A 14,043-nucleotide genomic window follows, 5' to 3' on the forward strand; every position below is an offset into this window, starting at 1 on the left:
CGTCCAGCGTCAGCACGTCAGGGTTGTGGCGCTTGATGAGCTCGCGGGCGACCAGCGGATCGGGCGCGGTCGCAACCACTTCCATATCCGGCTGGCTGTTGATGATCTCGGTCATCAGGCCACGCACCAGCGCGGAGTCATCCACACACAAAACGCTAATTTTCTTCATCTTGTTTGCTGCCCTGGCCCGGTCAGGCCTTATTTGCGCATTCGTAGACCGTCTGCCCGCGCAGACGGAAATCGCGGCTGATGTACGTGAAGTTCTCGGAATGGCCGGCAAACAGCAGGCCGCCCGGCTTCATGAGCGGCACAAACCGCTCCAGGATCTTGGCCTGCGTCGGCTTGTCGAAATAGATCATGATGTTGCGGCAGAAGATCACGTCGAACTTCTCGGTGATCCCCCACGAGGGCGACAACAGGTTCAGCGTCTCGTAGCGCACCATCTCGGCGATCTCGGGGCGCACCCGCACGTGCCCTTCGTTCGCGCCGCGGCCCTTCAGGAAAAACCGGCGCAGGCGCTCGGTCTCCATCTTCGCGACGCGCTCGTTCGGATAGACACCAGTGCGCGCGCGCTGCAGCACGTTGGTGTCGATGTCGGTAGCCAGCACGGTGGAACCCGCGCCCCGCGGCCCCAGGGCCTCGGTAAGCGTGATGGCGATCGAGTAAGGTTCTTCGCCCGTCGAGGCCGCGCAGCACCAGACCGAAACCGGCCCGCCGCGCTTCTTCGCGAAGTCGGCAAGGATGGGAAAGTGATGCGATTCGCGGAAAAACGCGGTCAGGTTCGTCGTGAGCGCGTTGATGAAATCTTCCCACTCCGCCGAGTCAGGCTCGTTCTCCAGGCTATCCAGATAGCTGGCGAAATCCTGCCCGCCCAGCGCACGCAGGCGGCGCGCGAGGCGGCTGTAGACCATCTCGCGCTTGTGCGTGCCCAGCGAAATGCCGGCCCGCGCGTGGATCATCTTGCGGACGCGGGAAAAGTCCGCGTCCCGAAAATCAAACTGGCGGTCCACCGGAATGGACGGCGCCGTATTCGCCGAAGTTGCCACGCGTATCCTCAGCGTCCCAGTGCAGGCGCATCGGGCGCATGCAGACGGGCGTCGTCATAGGTGGCGTGCACCGAAGACAGCCGATGCGCCGGCACTTCGATGACCTCGCCCGTGTTGATCTTGAATACGGCCACTGCTTCGGCCAGGCGTTGGGCCTGCTCCTGCAGCGAGCCGGCGGCGGCCGCGGCCTCTTCCACCAGCGCCGCGTTCTGCTGCGTCACTTCATCCATCTGCGACACCGCGCGGTTCACCTGGTCGATGCCGCTGGACTGCTCTTCGGACGCCGCAGAAATCTCGCCCATGATGTCCGTCACGCGTTTCACCGACGCCACGATTTCCTGCATCGTGGAACCGGCGCGTTCGACCTGCTGAGAACCGGCGCCCACCTTGGTCACGGAGTCCTCGATCAGGCCCTTGATTTCCTTGGCCGCCTGCGCGCTGCGCTGGGCCAGCGAGCGCACTTCGCCCGCCACCACCGCAAAGCCTTTGCCCTGCTCACCCGCGCGGGCCGCTTCCACCGCCGCGTTCAGCGCCAGGATGTTGGTCTGGAACGCGATGCCGTCAATCACCGACACAATTTCGGATATCTTGCGCGAGCTGGCAGAGATGCCTTCCATGGTGTGCACCACTTCCGACACCGCCGCGCCGCCGCGCTCGGCCACGTCCGACGCGCTGGCCGCAAGCTGGTTGGCCTGACGGGCGTTGTCCGCGTTCTGCTTGACGGTCGAGGCCAGTTCTTCCATCGAGGCAGCGGTCTCTTCCAGCGAGGCAGCCTGCTGCTCCGTCCGGCTGGACAGATCCGTGTTGCCTGCGGCGATCTCGTGCGAGCCCACGTTGATTTCGTCCACGCCACGGCGCACCGAAGCCACCGTGCGCGTCAGGCTTTCCTGCATGCGCTTGAGCGCCGCAAACAGCTGGCCGATTTCATTCGTGTTGCTGACCTCGACGCGGGCGGTCAGGTCGCCGCTGGCGATGCGGTCGAAATGATGGCCGGCTTCCTTGAGCGGCTGCAGCACGCGGCGGCGAAGGAAGACATAGGTGGCAAAGACCAGCAGCGCGGCGATGATGCCGCCGGCGCTCACCGCCATCAGCACGAACTGGTAGCGCACCTGCGCGACTTCAAAGGCGTCCATCATCTTGCTGGCGCGCCAGAAATCGAAGCCTTCAACCGCGCGTGCAAAGCGGCCTTCCAGCGCGTCCTGCACTTTCTGGATCTGCGTCTGGTAGGCCGGCATGTCGGCCTTTTCCAGCGCGCCGATCAGCGGCGTGATGCCTTGCTGCAAGAGGGCCGTGTAAGAATCGTCGATTTCCTTGAGCGCCTCGGCCGCCTCGGCGGGACGCGGCAGGGTCTTGTAGAAATCGAACTCGGCCTGGCCCTTGTTCTGCGACGCCTTGGCCCGCTCCAGGAGGCCTGCGGCCTCGCTGGACAGCCCCTGCGCCAACAAGGTCGGCTGGCCGATGCTGCGCACGATGTCCGCATAGTTGGAGGACGCGGCACGGCCCAGGCCGTTCAGGGTGTCCTTGTAGCTGGACACGACGCGGCTGACGGCGTCGTCCAATTCCTGCGATTGCTTGATTTCGGCCAGCGTCCCGTTGCTGATGCGCAAAGACAGCACGCCCAGCGCGGCACCGATCACCAACATGAATGAGAAGAACGCCAGCACCCACAACAGGCTGCTGCGTATCGTCATGTTCGCGAAAAACTTGCGCATCACAAGAACCATCCCTTGACTGCAATCGTTAAAGGAAAGCGCCACATCGCGATCAATATGGCGCCTTTACCCCGCATTCCGGCCGAACTCCGATCAGGAGGCGACCTTCTCCACCAGCGCCATTTCGTCGCTGGTCATCAGCTTTTCAATGTCCACCAGGATCAGCATCCGCTCGTCCACGGTGCCCAGACCGGTCAGGTACTCGGTCGACAGCGTGGCGCCGAACTCGGGCGCCGGACGAACCTGGCCGGCGTTCAGCATCAGCACGTCCGACACGCCGTCCACCACGATGCCCACGACACGGCGGTCAAGGTTCAGGATGATGACGACGGTTTGCTCGTTGTATTCGACGCGGCCCAGGTTGAACTTGATGCGCAGGTCGACGATCGGCACGATGATGCCGCGCAGGTTCGTCACGCCCTTGATGAAGGGCGGGACATTCGCGATACGGGTGACCGTGTCGGCGTCGTAGCCGCGGATCTCCTGCACCTTCAGGATGTCGATGCCGTATTCTTCGTCGCCCAGCGTGAAGACCAGGAATTCGCTGCCGACATCTTCATTGCGCGCGGCTTGCGCTTGCGGTTTGGCTGCCATGATTTTTAGAGCTCCATCAATTCAGAACGGCTTCGGGCTGCGACCAGCGTTCCCGGTTGGCGCGCGCGAGCGCAAATACGTCGACAATCAGGGCCACGCTGCCATCGCCAAGAATGGTGGCGGCGGAAATGCCCGGGACCTTGCGGTAATTCGATTCCAGATTCTTCACCACGACCTGGTGCTGCCCGATCAGGTGATCGACCAGCAGCGCAAAGCGGCGGTCCTCGGCCTGCATGATGACGGCGATCGCCTGGGTGGGATCGGTCTGGGCTTCGCCCACCGAGAACACCCGGTGCATCTCGACCAGCGGCAGGTATTCGCCACGCACATGCATGACGCGTTCGTTGCCGGCGACCGAGTAGATCTGGTCATTGGTGGGCTGCAGCGATTCGGTAACGTGGTTCAGCGGCAGGATGAAGGTCTCTTCACCCACGCGCACCGACATGCCGTCCAGAATGGCCAGCGTCAGCGGCAGCACGATACGCGTCGTGGTGCCGTGGCCCGGCTCGCACGACAGCTGCACGTGGCCGCCCATGTCCTGGATGTTCCGGCGCACCACATCCATGCCCACGCCGCGGCCGGAGATGTCCGTGACCTTCTCGGCGGTGGAGAAGCCGGGCGCGAAAATCAGCTGCCAGATTTCGTCGTCGGGCGAATTCTCGTTGACGGCCAGGCCCTGCGCCATGGCCTTCTTCAGGATCTTCTCGCGGTTCAGGCCGCCACCGTCGTCGCTGACTTCGATGACGATGTTGCCGCCGTTGTGTTGCGCGGACAGCACCAGTTGGCCAACCGGGTCCTTGCCCGCGGCGATCCGCTTTTCAGGCGTTTCGATGCCGTGGTCCAGGCTGTTGCGCACCAGGTGGGTCAGCGGGTCGATAATGCGTTCGATCAGGCTCTTGTCCAGCTCGGTCGCGCGGCCGTAGGTCTGCAGTTCGATCTGCTTGCCCATCTTGCCGGCAATGTCGCGCACCAGGCGCGGGAAGCGGCTGAACACGTAATCCATCGGCATCATGCGGATAGACATGACGGCTTCCTGCAGATCGCGCGCGTTGCGCTCGAGCTGCTCCATGCCGTTCAGCAGGCGATCGTGCAGCACCGGATCCAGCGTGGAGGCGGTCTGCGCCAGCATGGCCTGCGTGATGACCAGTTCGCCCACCAGGTTGATCACCTGGTCGACCTTCTCAACGCCGACGCGGATCGAAGTCGATTCCTTGTCGGCGTGCGCGGCAGCGGACGCAGCGGGACGCGCGGCGCGGGCAGCCGGGGCGCCGGCTTCAGCGGCGGCGGGTTCTGCGGCGTGCGCTTCCGGCGCTTCGGCCACGACCGGCGCTGCGGCGGGGGCCGGCTGCGCTACGGGCGCGGCGGGCGCCGCTTCGGCGGCCGCCGGTGCGGCATCGCCGCCTGCCGGCGCGGCTTCACGAGCGATGCTCAGTTGGTCGCCGTCGACGATGAAGCAGCACACGGCCTCGATGTCTTCCGGCGTGCAGGTGCTGTCCACCCACACCGTCAGCACGCCGTTGGCGCGTTCGCTTGCCTTGACGTTGCCCAGGTTGCCCATCTCTTCGAGCAGGGACGCGGCGTCCTTGTCCGACACCTTGGTGATGCGCACGCGCAGCGGCAGGCCATCCTGCGAACCGGACGCCGCGGCCGGAGCCGCCGGCTCGGCGGGCGCGGCTGGCGCGGGCTGGGGCGCCTGCTGCACCGGGGCGGGCGCCGGAGCCGGCGCGGCGGCCGGCGCAGCGGGCGCGGGTGCAGCAGCGGCTGCGGCAGGATCCTTATGCTCCAGCGCAAGCTGCCTCAATACGGCGCAAATACGCTCAAACACGGCGTCATCGGGCTCTTCGGAGGCCCGATAGGCGTCCAGTTGGCTTTTGAGCACGTCTTTCGTTTCCAAGAAAATATCAATCATGTCCGTGCGCAGCGCCATTTCGCCACGCCGGATCGCGTCCAGAAGGTTCTCAAGCAGATGGGTCGTGCCCGCCAGCTGGTTGAAACAGCCGAACGTCGCCGCACCACCCTTGATCGAATGCGCCGCGCGAAAAATGGCGTTGAGCTGCTCGATGTCGGGCGAGCCCACATCGAGCTCGAGCAACAGCTGCTCCATCTGCGCAAGCAGTTCGTCCGCCTCGTCGAAAAAGGTCTCGTAAAACTGACTGAGGTCCAAACCAGAACTCATGACCCGTACGCCTTTCTAAATGAACCTGCTACGCGCCGGCCTGCTCGTCGAGCAGCTCGGTCGCCAATTCCACCAGCACATCGGGATCCACCGGCTTGGAAAGCCAGCCGCAAACGCCCAGATCCCGGGCTGCCATCTTGCTGTCCACGTCGTCCTCGGTGGTCAGCACCAGCACCGGCACATCCATGTACCGGTCCTCTTCGCGCAACCCCTGGATCAACTCCAGACCGCCCTTCACAGGCATGTTCCAGTCGCTGACGACCAGGTCCACCGGGTTGGCCATCGCCACCTCGAGCGCTTCCTGGCCATTGCAGGCCGTCAACACCTTCCAGCCTGCGCCGGTCAGCGTCGCCTGAACGATCATCCGCATGGTCGTGGAATCGTCCGCCACGAGTATCGTTGCCGTCATTGCTGTCGAACCCCTTCAGCGGGCGGGGTGTTCACCGCCTCGCCCTGCTTGGTTGCCGTTGCGGCCTTGCTGGCGGCTTGCACCGCCTGCACGGCCGTCCCCACCTCGCGCGCATCCTTGGCGCTCAAATCCGCGGCTGCGGCGTTCTCGCTCTCGATGCGCTTCTGGGTGCTTTGGTTGAGCACCACCAGGCTGATGCGTCTATTAACGGCTGCATACGGATCATCTTTAACCAGACTCATGCTGGAAGACAGACCCTGGATGCGCATGACCTTGCTTTCGTTCATGCCGCCCGCCACCAGTTCCTGGCGCGAGGCGTTCGCCCGGTCGGCCGAAAGCTCCCAGTTGCTGTAGGCTCGCTCGCCGCGCGCATACTGCGACGCGTCGGTATGACCCGAGATGCTGACCTTGTTGGGCAGTTCATTGAGCACCGGCCCCAGCTCGCGCAGGATGTCCCGCATGTACGGCTGCACTTCGGCGCGGCCGGTGGCGAACATCGGGCGGTTCTGGTTGTCGATGATCTGGATGCGCAGGCCTTCGGTCGTCAGGTCGATGAGCAGCTGCGGCCGGAAGGATTTCAGGACGGGGCTGGTCTCGATGACGTTCTCGAGGCGCTTCTTGAGGTTTTCCAGGCGATGCTGCTCGCGGCGCTCGGCGTCGCCCATGGGCTGGGATTCGACCCGGTTGCCCTGGCCGCGGCGGACGTCGCCTTCGCTGCGCAACGGATCCTGCCCGCCGCCCGGCACGGCACTGGTTTCGGCCGAGCTGCTGGGCCCGCCCGTGATGGCGACGCGCAGCGGCATGCGGAAGTATTCCGCAATCCCCTTGAGTTCTTCCTTCGGCACGATGCTGACCAGCCACATCACCAGGAAGAACGCCATCATCGCCGTAATGAAGTCGGCGTACGCGATCTTCCAGCTGCCCCCGTGGTGCCCGCCGCCCTTGACCTTCTTGCGGCGGATCACCACACGGTGATTATTTACCGTGCTCATGGCCCGCTCCGTCAGGCCTTGCCGGTCGACTTGGTCTGGCGCACGTGCTCTTCCAGCTCACCGAAGGTGGGCCGGACCGCCGAGAACAGCACCTTGCGGCCGAATTCCACCGCAAGCTGAGGCGGATAGCCGTTCATGCTGGCCAGCAGCGTCGTCTTGATGCACTCAAGCACCTTCATGGCCTCGTCCGTGCGGCGCTCCACGCGGGAGGCCAGCGGACCGACGAAACCATAAGCCAGCAAAATACCCAGGAACGTGCCGACCATGGCCTTGGAGATCAGGTCGCCCAGGATGGCGGGCGGCTGGTCCACGGCCGCCAGCGCCTTGATCACGCCCAGCACTGCGGCCACGATACCGAACGCGGGCAAGCCGTCGGCCATCTGCTGCAGCGCATGAGCCGGCACTTCGCGCTCGTGGCGGTAGGTTTCGATTTCCTCGTCCATGAGCGTCTCGATTTCAAACGAGCTCATGTTGCCGCTGATCATGATGCGCAGGTAGTCCGTGATGAACTCCATGAGCTTCTCGTCTTTGGCGATGCGGGGATATTCGCTGAAGATCGGGCTGGAGCCCGGATCCTCGATGTGCGATTCGATGGCCATCAGGCCTTCGCGGCGCGCCTTGTTCAGCAATACATACAGGAGCGCCATCAGCTCCATGTAGACGTCCTTGCCGTAGCGCGAGCTCTTGAGCGCGTCGGGGAGCGCCTTCTTGACCAGCATCAGCGACTTCTTGCTGTTGCCCGCCAGGAAAGCCCCGAACGCCGCGCCGAAGATCAGCGTCAGCTCGAAGGGCTGGTAGAGCGCGCCCATGTGCCCGCCCAGCGCTATGAAGCTGCCGACGACCGACACGATCACCACAAGAAAACCGATAACAATCAACACAACGGGCCCCTGCCAACGAAGTCTATAACTTGCGTCAATGATCCCCTGTCCCCCCTGCCCCAAAAAGGCGGGTTAGGGGGTGTTTTCCAGGGCTTTTGATGTATTTGGACGCCCGATCAGGTCGGAGCGGCGGTCGCAATGGGGGCTGCACGGGTGCCGGCACGTGCCTTGGCCGCCGCGCGCGTCTTGCCCGCGCGGGGTGGCGGACGGCAGATGGCACACACAAAATCCGATTGGGGATCATGGGCATGGGCAATGAAATGGCCGCCACACTGCCGGCACGCAGAAAGCTGCAGCATGCCGCTGTCGAAGAATCGCACCAGCATCCACGCCCGGGTAAAGCTCAGGACGGGCTCAGCATCCGCGGCTTCCTGCCCCGCGTTTTCGAGATACAGACGATACGCGTCGATGGTGGCGCGTATGCCTTTGCTGGTGGTGCGCGTATTCAGAAACGAATACACGTTATAGAAGAGAGAGGAATGGATATTCGGCAGCCAGGTCATGAACCAGTCGACCGAAAAAGGCAGCATGCCCTTGGGTGGCGAGCAGCCGCGGATCTCGCGATACAGGCGGGCGAGGCGATCGTGGCTGAGGCTGGTTTCAGCCTCAAGCACCTGGAGGCGCGCGCCCAGCGTAATCATGGAGCTGGCAAGCAGGATGTCGTCCGCTTCCTGGGAAACGCTCTTGGAGGCCATGACAGGTGTGTCCGAGTGGGGATTCGCGGGCCGTCAGGCCAGTTCTTCGACAGGCTGCTTGGCGAGCAGGATGGTGGCGTGGGCTTGTTGCAGCGCACCACCCAATACATCATGGGTCAGCGCCGACAGCAGGCTGTAATCATCGAAACGGAAGCGGCACAGCAGCGAGCTGGAGCTGGCCAGCTTCACCAGTTGCGCCGGCGAAAGGCGCATGAGAATGTCAGCGACTTCATTGCTGAACCCCAGGCGGAACATCGATGCGGCATAGTCATCACGCAACATCCGCTGAGCCAGTAACAAATATGACAGATTCACTTCGCGAATATCTGCCAGCAAAGAATTTTCTACTTGTTGCACGCCGTACTCCCTATCCCTATCCCACCCGAGGGGCTTGATTACTCATAGCGCAGGCAACGTGTGTTACCTGTCCGCTCGCTGCATCCTGTTTTAATGCGAAATGTATCATTTGTTCGCAATTTAAGTAAAATTTACCACAGGTCATGTCATTTTCTATGACTTATATGACAAATCTTTGTTGATGTTGCGCAACGTGCCTTTCTAGACACACCTTGACATACAAGTTCGTGACAAATTTTGGTCAATTTGCCAAATAAGCATTCAAAACGTTGCGTACTTCCTGAAATGAACGGCCGCCCATTGCCGACAATGCCATCTTGACGATTCCCTAGATTCGCCCGCATTACCGTAGCCGCGCTTGTCGACAATGTCGCAAATTGACAACATCGACCGCGCTTCACGATCGACTCCGCCAGAATTCCCGCAATGCCCCACGCAGATGACAGCCTGGTCGAATATGCGCCGCTAGTTCGGAAGCTGGCCCTGCAATTGCTCGCCCGTTTACCCGCCAGCGTCGAACTCGACGACCTGATACAGGCCGGCATGATCGGCCTGCTCGACGCCGTCCGCCGTTACCAGGAAACCGCGGACGCTCAGTTCGAGACCTACGCCACGACGCGCATTCGCGGCGCGATGCTCGATGAGCTTCGCGGCCAGGACTGGCTGCCGCGCAGCGTGCGCACGAAAGCCCGCAAGATCGAACAGGCGATCCAGTTTTTGGAACAGCGTTTGATGCGCGCGCCGACTGAAGCCGAGATCGCCAAGCAGCTAGAACTGCCGCTGGACGAATACCAGACGCTGCTGCACGACGCGCAAGGCGTCCAGATCGTTCACTATGAAGACTTCACCACCGAGCCCGATTCGGCATCGGGTCAGGCGGACTGGTCCGCCACGTTGAATCACGGCGCGCCCAGCGGCAATCCGCTGGACTCGCTATTGGCCGGCGACTTCCGGCAGGCCTTGGTTCACGCCATCGACGCCCTGCCCGACCGCGAAAAGCTGTTGCTGTCGCTGTGTTACGAGCAAGGGCTGAACCTGAAGGAAATCGGCGCGATCATGAATGTGACCGAGGCGCGGGTGTGCCAATTGAGGTCGCAGGCGACGGCGCGGATACGCGCAAGGTTGAAAGATCAGGCCTGGCAGGAATTGCCGCAGGAAGGGCAGATCGCGCAGATCATCTGATTTTCCCCCGCGGCGGAATCGGGGCGATTTTCAGCCGGCACGGATTCAGGGGGAAAATCGGACCTTGTTCGTGCCTTCCGGGTCGCAACGGGGCTGCTAGCCTTTCGGTCTAGCCCACAAACTTGTGCGCCGCGAACCGCGAGAGCCTCGCAGTGCACCACGACCCTCCCGGAATTTCGCCATGAGCGCACCCGACCGCTTGACGCAGGCCATTTCTGACGCCTACGACGAAACCCCCTATCTTTCTTTGCCGTTTTCCTACACGGCGCCCGGCAGCCTGCGCGCCGTGGCGCATCTGTATGGCATTTCCGCACCTGAATTGAATCGCGCGCGCGTGCTGGAACTCGGCTGCGCGGCGGGGGGCAATCTGCTGCCGTTCGCGATAGCGTATCCCGATGCCCGCGCGGTCGGCGTCGACCTGTCGCCCCAGCAGATCGAAGCGGGCCAGCGCGCGGCAGAGGCCGCCGGCGCACGCAATCTCGATCTGCACGCCATGAGCCTGACGGACATCACGCCCGAGTTCGGCACGTTCGACTACATCATCTGCCACGGCGTCTTCAGCTGGGTGCCGCCGGAAGTGCGCGACGCGATTCTGCGCATCTGCAGGGAGAACCTCGCGCCCGAGGGCATCGCCTATATCAGTTACAACACCTACCCGGGCTGGAAGGCGTCGGATGTCCTTCGCGACGCCATGATGCTCAACAGTTTCGGGGCGCAAACGCCGCAAGAAAAGGTGGCGCGCGCCAAGGACATGCTGAACCTGATTGAAAACGGCCTTTGGGAAAATAATCCCTTGCAGTCGGCGCTGCGGCATTCCGCCCAGCAGTTGCGGGGGCAAAGCGACCACTACCTGCTTCACGAATACCTGGAAGCCGTCAACACGCCCTGCTATTTCCTGGAGTTTGCCGCCGCAGCCCAGCAGGCCGGCTTGGCCTACCTGACGGATGCCGAACCGCAATTGTCCTTTCCCTCGACGTATGGCTCTCGGGTTGCGCTGGGCCTGAATGGGCTGGCAGTGAACGCCGGCCGCGAGATGCGCGAACAGTATCTGGACTTCGCCATCGGCCGCTCGTTCCGCAAGAGCCTGCTGATTCACGCCGAGCGGGCCGGCGCAATCCTTGAGCAGCCGGAGGGCAGCGCTTTCACAGGCATGCACCTGGCGGCCGACCTGCGCCTGCAGGCCGGCACCGCGGCGCCTGCGCAGCAACGGCAGTACCTCACGGCGCGGGGCGCGACACTGACGTCGCACGACCCGATTGCGCATACGCTGATGGACCTGCTGGGCCAGTCCTGGCCGCAGTCGGTGTCGTTCGAAGCCATCCGCGAGGCCGCGAGCAAGCATGCACCCGCCGCCACGCAGGACGAGATGACAGCAGCGTTGCTGGCCCATGTCATCGCGCTGGTGCAATCGAATGCGCTGCACTACCGCCTTGAGCCTGCGCAATACCAGGCCCCGCAATCCAAGCCGGCGCTCATCGCGGGCGCCCTTGATCTGCTGCCCGAAGCCACCCGCCAGAACACACAGGTCAGCCTGCACAATCTTTGGCACCAGGGCGTGACGCCGCCGGCCGATCCGCTGAGCCGGCACATCATGACCCTGATGGACGGATCCCGAAGCGCGACCGAGCTGCGCAGCGCCGTGCGTGATGCTTTGACGACCGGAAAGCATCCGCATCCGAATGGCCAATCGTATAAGGGCGCCCGCAATCTGGAGCCCGTCGCCCAGGAATTCTTGAATTCCCTGCTGGCTGAACTGCGCCGCAGCGGCCTGTTGCTGAACTGAGTGCCGTGCCCCCTGCCGGCTCGCCCAGAGGGCGCCGGCAGGAAAACCAGGCGTCCATCGGCCAAATTTACGATTGCCAAAAAAAAAACCTAAAGATTGATTTTGGACTGCCGTAATCCTGGCAACGGAGAAATTCGAAGACACAAGTCAGAGAATTCTTCCCGTTACAAAGATGGGCGGCCCCGCTGCCCGGTTTGAAGAAGCCTTTCTCTCTTGGGAGCCTAAACATGGCTGCAGTCATCAATACCAACTACTTGTCGCTCGTTGCTCAGAACAACCTGAACAAGTCGCAATCTTCCCTGGGTACCGCCATCGAACGCCTGTCGTCGGGCCTGCGCATCAACAGCGCCAAGGACGACGCCGCCGGTATGGCGATTGCCAACCGCTTCACCGCGAACGTCAAGGGCCTGACCCAAGCCGCTCGTAACGCCAACGACGGCATCTCGCTGGCTCAGACGACCGAAGGCGCCGCCTCGGAAGTCAACACCCACCTGCAACGCGTTCGCGAACTGTCGGTGCAAGCTTCGAACGGCAGCTACTCGCAAGAACAGCTGAACTCGATGCAAGACGAAATCAACCAACGTCTGTCGGACATCGACCGCATCTCGCAACAAACCGACTTCAACGGCGTGAAGGTTCTGTCGGATTCGGCCAAGCCCCTGACGCTGCAAGTCGGCGCCAACGACGGTGAAACCATCACCCTGAACCTGACCGAAATCAGCGTCAAGACCCTGGGTCTGGACGGCTTCAACGTCAACGGCTCGGGCGTGACCCAGAACCGTTCGGCTACCGTGTCCGACCTGCAAGCCGCTGGTGGCACGACCGTTGCCGCCAACGAATGGCAAGTCACCACGACGCACGCCGCCGTGAAGGCAGACCAGGTTTTCGGCAAGCTGGAAAACGGCAACACCGTGAGCGATGCCACCTCGGGCATCACCTACACGTACGACGCCGCCAACAAGAACTTCACGTTCACCGACACCTCGGCCTCCGACGCTGCCGCCGTGACCTCGCTGGCTGACTCGCTGAAGCCCGCCACCGGCACGCTGAAGGGCACCTACGCCAACACCGGCAGCGCCACGGCTTCGTTTGAAGTCGACGCCACCGGCAAGATCACCATCGGCGGCCAACAAGCCTACCTCGACACCGACAACAACCTGACGACCAACAGCGCCGGCGGTACCGCCGCCACGCTGGACGGTGTGTTCACCGCGGCCGCCAACGGCTCGGGCGGTGCTGGCACCTCGTCGGTTTCCCTGGGTGGCAAGGTTTACGCCAACACCGGCACCGCCGACGAACTGACCTTCACGAACACGATCAGCAGCGACGCGCTGCTGGCCTCCGTGAACGCCAACGCCGCCGTTGGCGACGTCACCATCAAGATCGGTAGCGGCATCACCAGCGCCTCGCTGGCATTCACCGCCGGCGAATCGACCAACACGTACGTCGACGACAAGGGCACGTTCACGACGACCAAGACCTACACGACCAACTACTCGGTCGATCCCAACACGGGCACGGTCACGGTCAAGAGCGGCACGGGCACCGGCGACTACGCTCCCAAGATTGGTCAAGAAGCCAAGGTCAACAGCGCCGGCAACCTGACGACGGAAGACACCAGCAAGGGTACGAAGACCTCGGACCCGATGAAGACGCTGGACGCCGCCTTCACGAAGCTGGACAAGCTGACCGGCGAACTGGGTGCTGTGCAGAACCGTCTGGAATCGACGATCGCCAACCTGAACAACGTGGTCAACAACCTCTCCAACGCTCGTTCGCGTATTCAAGACGCCGACTACGCCACGGAAGTGTCGAACATGTCCAAGGCTCAGATCCTGCAACAGGCTGGCACCTCGGTTCTGGCGCAAGCCAACCAAGTGCCGCAAACCGTTCTGTCGCTGCTGCGTTAATTCAGCACAGACGGCTGGGGAAGCTCCGGCTTTCCCCGTCCAGGAAAACAGGATCGTCCTTCGCAACGATCCTGGATGCCTCAAAAACCCGCTTCGGCGGGTTTTTTTCGTTTGGGCCGCAGCAAGCAGGCTTTGCCCCAAACTGGTGGCGATTTCCGACGCTGATTCTAAGAATGGACAGCCCGGGCGATTCGTAAAATTCTTGCCACAGAATCGTCCCGTTTCGCCCCTACCCCGCTTGCCACATGTCCTATTTGGTCTCTTCCCACTGTCTATCCGTCGCAGAGCCTGGGCCATTGACCCCTT

The 14,043-nt window shown here is 62.7% G+C and carries 13 protein-coding genes; 3 read left to right on the forward strand and 10 right to left on the reverse strand.

The window, feature by feature from the left end:
* The 10 genes from FBY20_RS00005 to flhD all read right to left on the reverse strand — a co-directional run.
* Positions 1 to 169, reverse strand: a 169-nt coding sequence (locus FBY20_RS00005) for a response regulator (RefSeq protein WP_142049166.1), incomplete at its 3' end; no start/stop codon positions are given.
* A gap of 22 nt (positions 170 to 191) precedes the next feature.
* Complete coding sequence (locus tag FBY20_RS00010) at positions 192 to 1,046, reverse strand: CheR family methyltransferase (protein ID WP_056316578.1); 855 nt, start codon at positions 1,044 to 1,046, stop codon at positions 192 to 194.
* An 8-nt stretch (positions 1,047 to 1,054) separates the two neighbouring features.
* Positions 1,055 to 2,758, reverse strand: a complete 1,704-nt coding sequence (locus FBY20_RS00015; RefSeq protein WP_142049169.1) for a methyl-accepting chemotaxis protein — start codon at positions 2,756 to 2,758, stop codon at positions 1,055 to 1,057.
* 93 nt (positions 2,759 to 2,851) lie between these two features.
* Complete coding sequence (cheW, locus tag FBY20_RS00020) at positions 2,852 to 3,352, reverse strand: chemotaxis protein CheW (RefSeq protein ID WP_056316575.1); 501 nt, start codon at positions 3,350 to 3,352, stop codon at positions 2,852 to 2,854.
* Positions 3,353 to 3,368: 16 nt separating this feature from the next.
* On the reverse strand, positions 3,369 to 5,528 hold the full coding sequence (gene cheA, locus FBY20_RS00025; protein WP_056316571.1) for a chemotaxis protein CheA: 2,160 nt from the start codon (positions 5,526 to 5,528) through the stop codon (positions 3,369 to 3,371).
* A 28-nt stretch (positions 5,529 to 5,556) separates the two neighbouring features.
* Positions 5,557 to 5,937, reverse strand: a complete 381-nt coding sequence (locus FBY20_RS00030; RefSeq protein ID WP_056316568.1) for a response regulator — start codon at positions 5,935 to 5,937, stop codon at positions 5,557 to 5,559.
* A complete protein-coding gene (motB, locus tag FBY20_RS00035) occupies positions 5,934 to 6,929 on the reverse strand; it encodes a flagellar motor protein MotB (RefSeq protein ID WP_056316565.1) in 996 nt (331 codons plus the stop codon). Before motB ends, FBY20_RS00030 begins: the two co-directional genes overlap by 4 nt.
* Positions 6,930 to 6,940: 11 nt before the next feature.
* Positions 6,941 to 7,810: a flagellar motor stator protein MotA gene (gene motA / locus FBY20_RS00040; RefSeq protein WP_056316562.1), complete on the reverse strand. Its 870-nt coding sequence runs from the start codon at positions 7,808 to 7,810 to the stop codon at positions 6,941 to 6,943.
* Positions 7,811 to 7,926: 116 nt separating this feature from the next.
* Positions 7,927 to 8,505, reverse strand: a complete 579-nt coding sequence (gene flhC / locus FBY20_RS00045; RefSeq protein ID WP_056316560.1) for a flagellar transcriptional regulator FlhC — start codon at positions 8,503 to 8,505, stop codon at positions 7,927 to 7,929.
* A 33-nt stretch (positions 8,506 to 8,538) separates the two neighbouring features.
* Positions 8,539 to 8,862 (reverse strand): flagellar transcriptional regulator FlhD, encoded by a 324-nt coding sequence (gene flhD / locus FBY20_RS00050; protein WP_006219025.1) that lies wholly within the window; start codon positions 8,860 to 8,862, stop codon positions 8,539 to 8,541.
* A gap of 426 nt (positions 8,863 to 9,288) precedes the next feature.
* On the opposite strand from flhD, the gene FBY20_RS00055 reads away from it, so the two are divergent.
* The 3 genes from FBY20_RS00055 (at position 9,289) to FBY20_RS00065 (ending at position 13,737) form a co-directional block, all read left to right on the forward strand.
* Positions 9,289 to 10,044, forward strand: a complete 756-nt coding sequence (locus tag FBY20_RS00055; protein WP_056316558.1) for an RNA polymerase sigma factor FliA — start codon at positions 9,289 to 9,291, stop codon at positions 10,042 to 10,044.
* A gap of 181 nt (positions 10,045 to 10,225) precedes the next feature.
* Positions 10,226 to 11,827, forward strand: a complete 1,602-nt coding sequence (locus tag FBY20_RS00060) for a methyltransferase regulatory domain-containing protein (protein WP_142049173.1) — start codon at positions 10,226 to 10,228, stop codon at positions 11,825 to 11,827.
* Between the two features lie 227 nt (positions 11,828 to 12,054).
* On the forward strand, positions 12,055 to 13,737 hold the full coding sequence (locus FBY20_RS00065) for a flagellin (protein WP_056316553.1): 1,683 nt from the start codon (positions 12,055 to 12,057) through the stop codon (positions 13,735 to 13,737).
* Positions 13,738 to 14,043 lie beyond the last annotated feature (306 nt).

Source organism: Achromobacter sp. SLBN-14 (assembly GCF_006715415.1).
GTDB lineage: Bacteria > Pseudomonadota > Gammaproteobacteria > Burkholderiales > Burkholderiaceae_B > Achromobacter > Achromobacter mucicolens.

What these genes read in the sequence shown, in the direction of transcription:
- FBY20_RS00015 (WP_142049169.1), bottom strand. Translation starts at nt 2,758, where the DNA reads ATGCGCAAGTTTTTCGCGAACATGACGATACGCAGCAGCCTGTTGTGG.
- cheW (WP_056316575.1), bottom strand. Translation starts at nt 3,352, where the DNA reads ATGGCAGCCAAACCGCAAGCGCAAGCCGCGCGCAATGAAGATGTCGGC.
- cheA (WP_056316571.1), bottom strand. Translation starts at nt 5,528, where the DNA reads ATGAGTTCTGGTTTGGACCTCAGTCAGTTTTACGAGACCTTTTTCGAC.
- FBY20_RS00030 (WP_056316568.1), bottom strand. Translation starts at nt 5,937, where the DNA reads ATGACGGCAACGATACTCGTGGCGGACGATTCCACGACCATGCGGATG.
- motB (WP_056316565.1), bottom strand. Translation starts at nt 6,929, where the DNA reads ATGAGCACGGTAAATAATCACCGTGTGGTGATCCGCCGCAAGAAGGTC.
- flhC (WP_056316560.1), bottom strand. Translation starts at nt 8,505, where the DNA reads ATGGCCTCCAAGAGCGTTTCCCAGGAAGCGGACGACATCCTGCTTGCC.
- FBY20_RS00055 (WP_056316558.1), top strand. Translation starts at nt 9,289, where the DNA reads ATGCCCCACGCAGATGACAGCCTGGTCGAATATGCGCCGCTAGTTCGG.
- FBY20_RS00060 (WP_142049173.1), top strand. Translation starts at nt 10,226, where the DNA reads ATGAGCGCACCCGACCGCTTGACGCAGGCCATTTCTGACGCCTACGAC.
- FBY20_RS00065 (WP_056316553.1), top strand. Translation starts at nt 12,055, where the DNA reads ATGGCTGCAGTCATCAATACCAACTACTTGTCGCTCGTTGCTCAGAAC.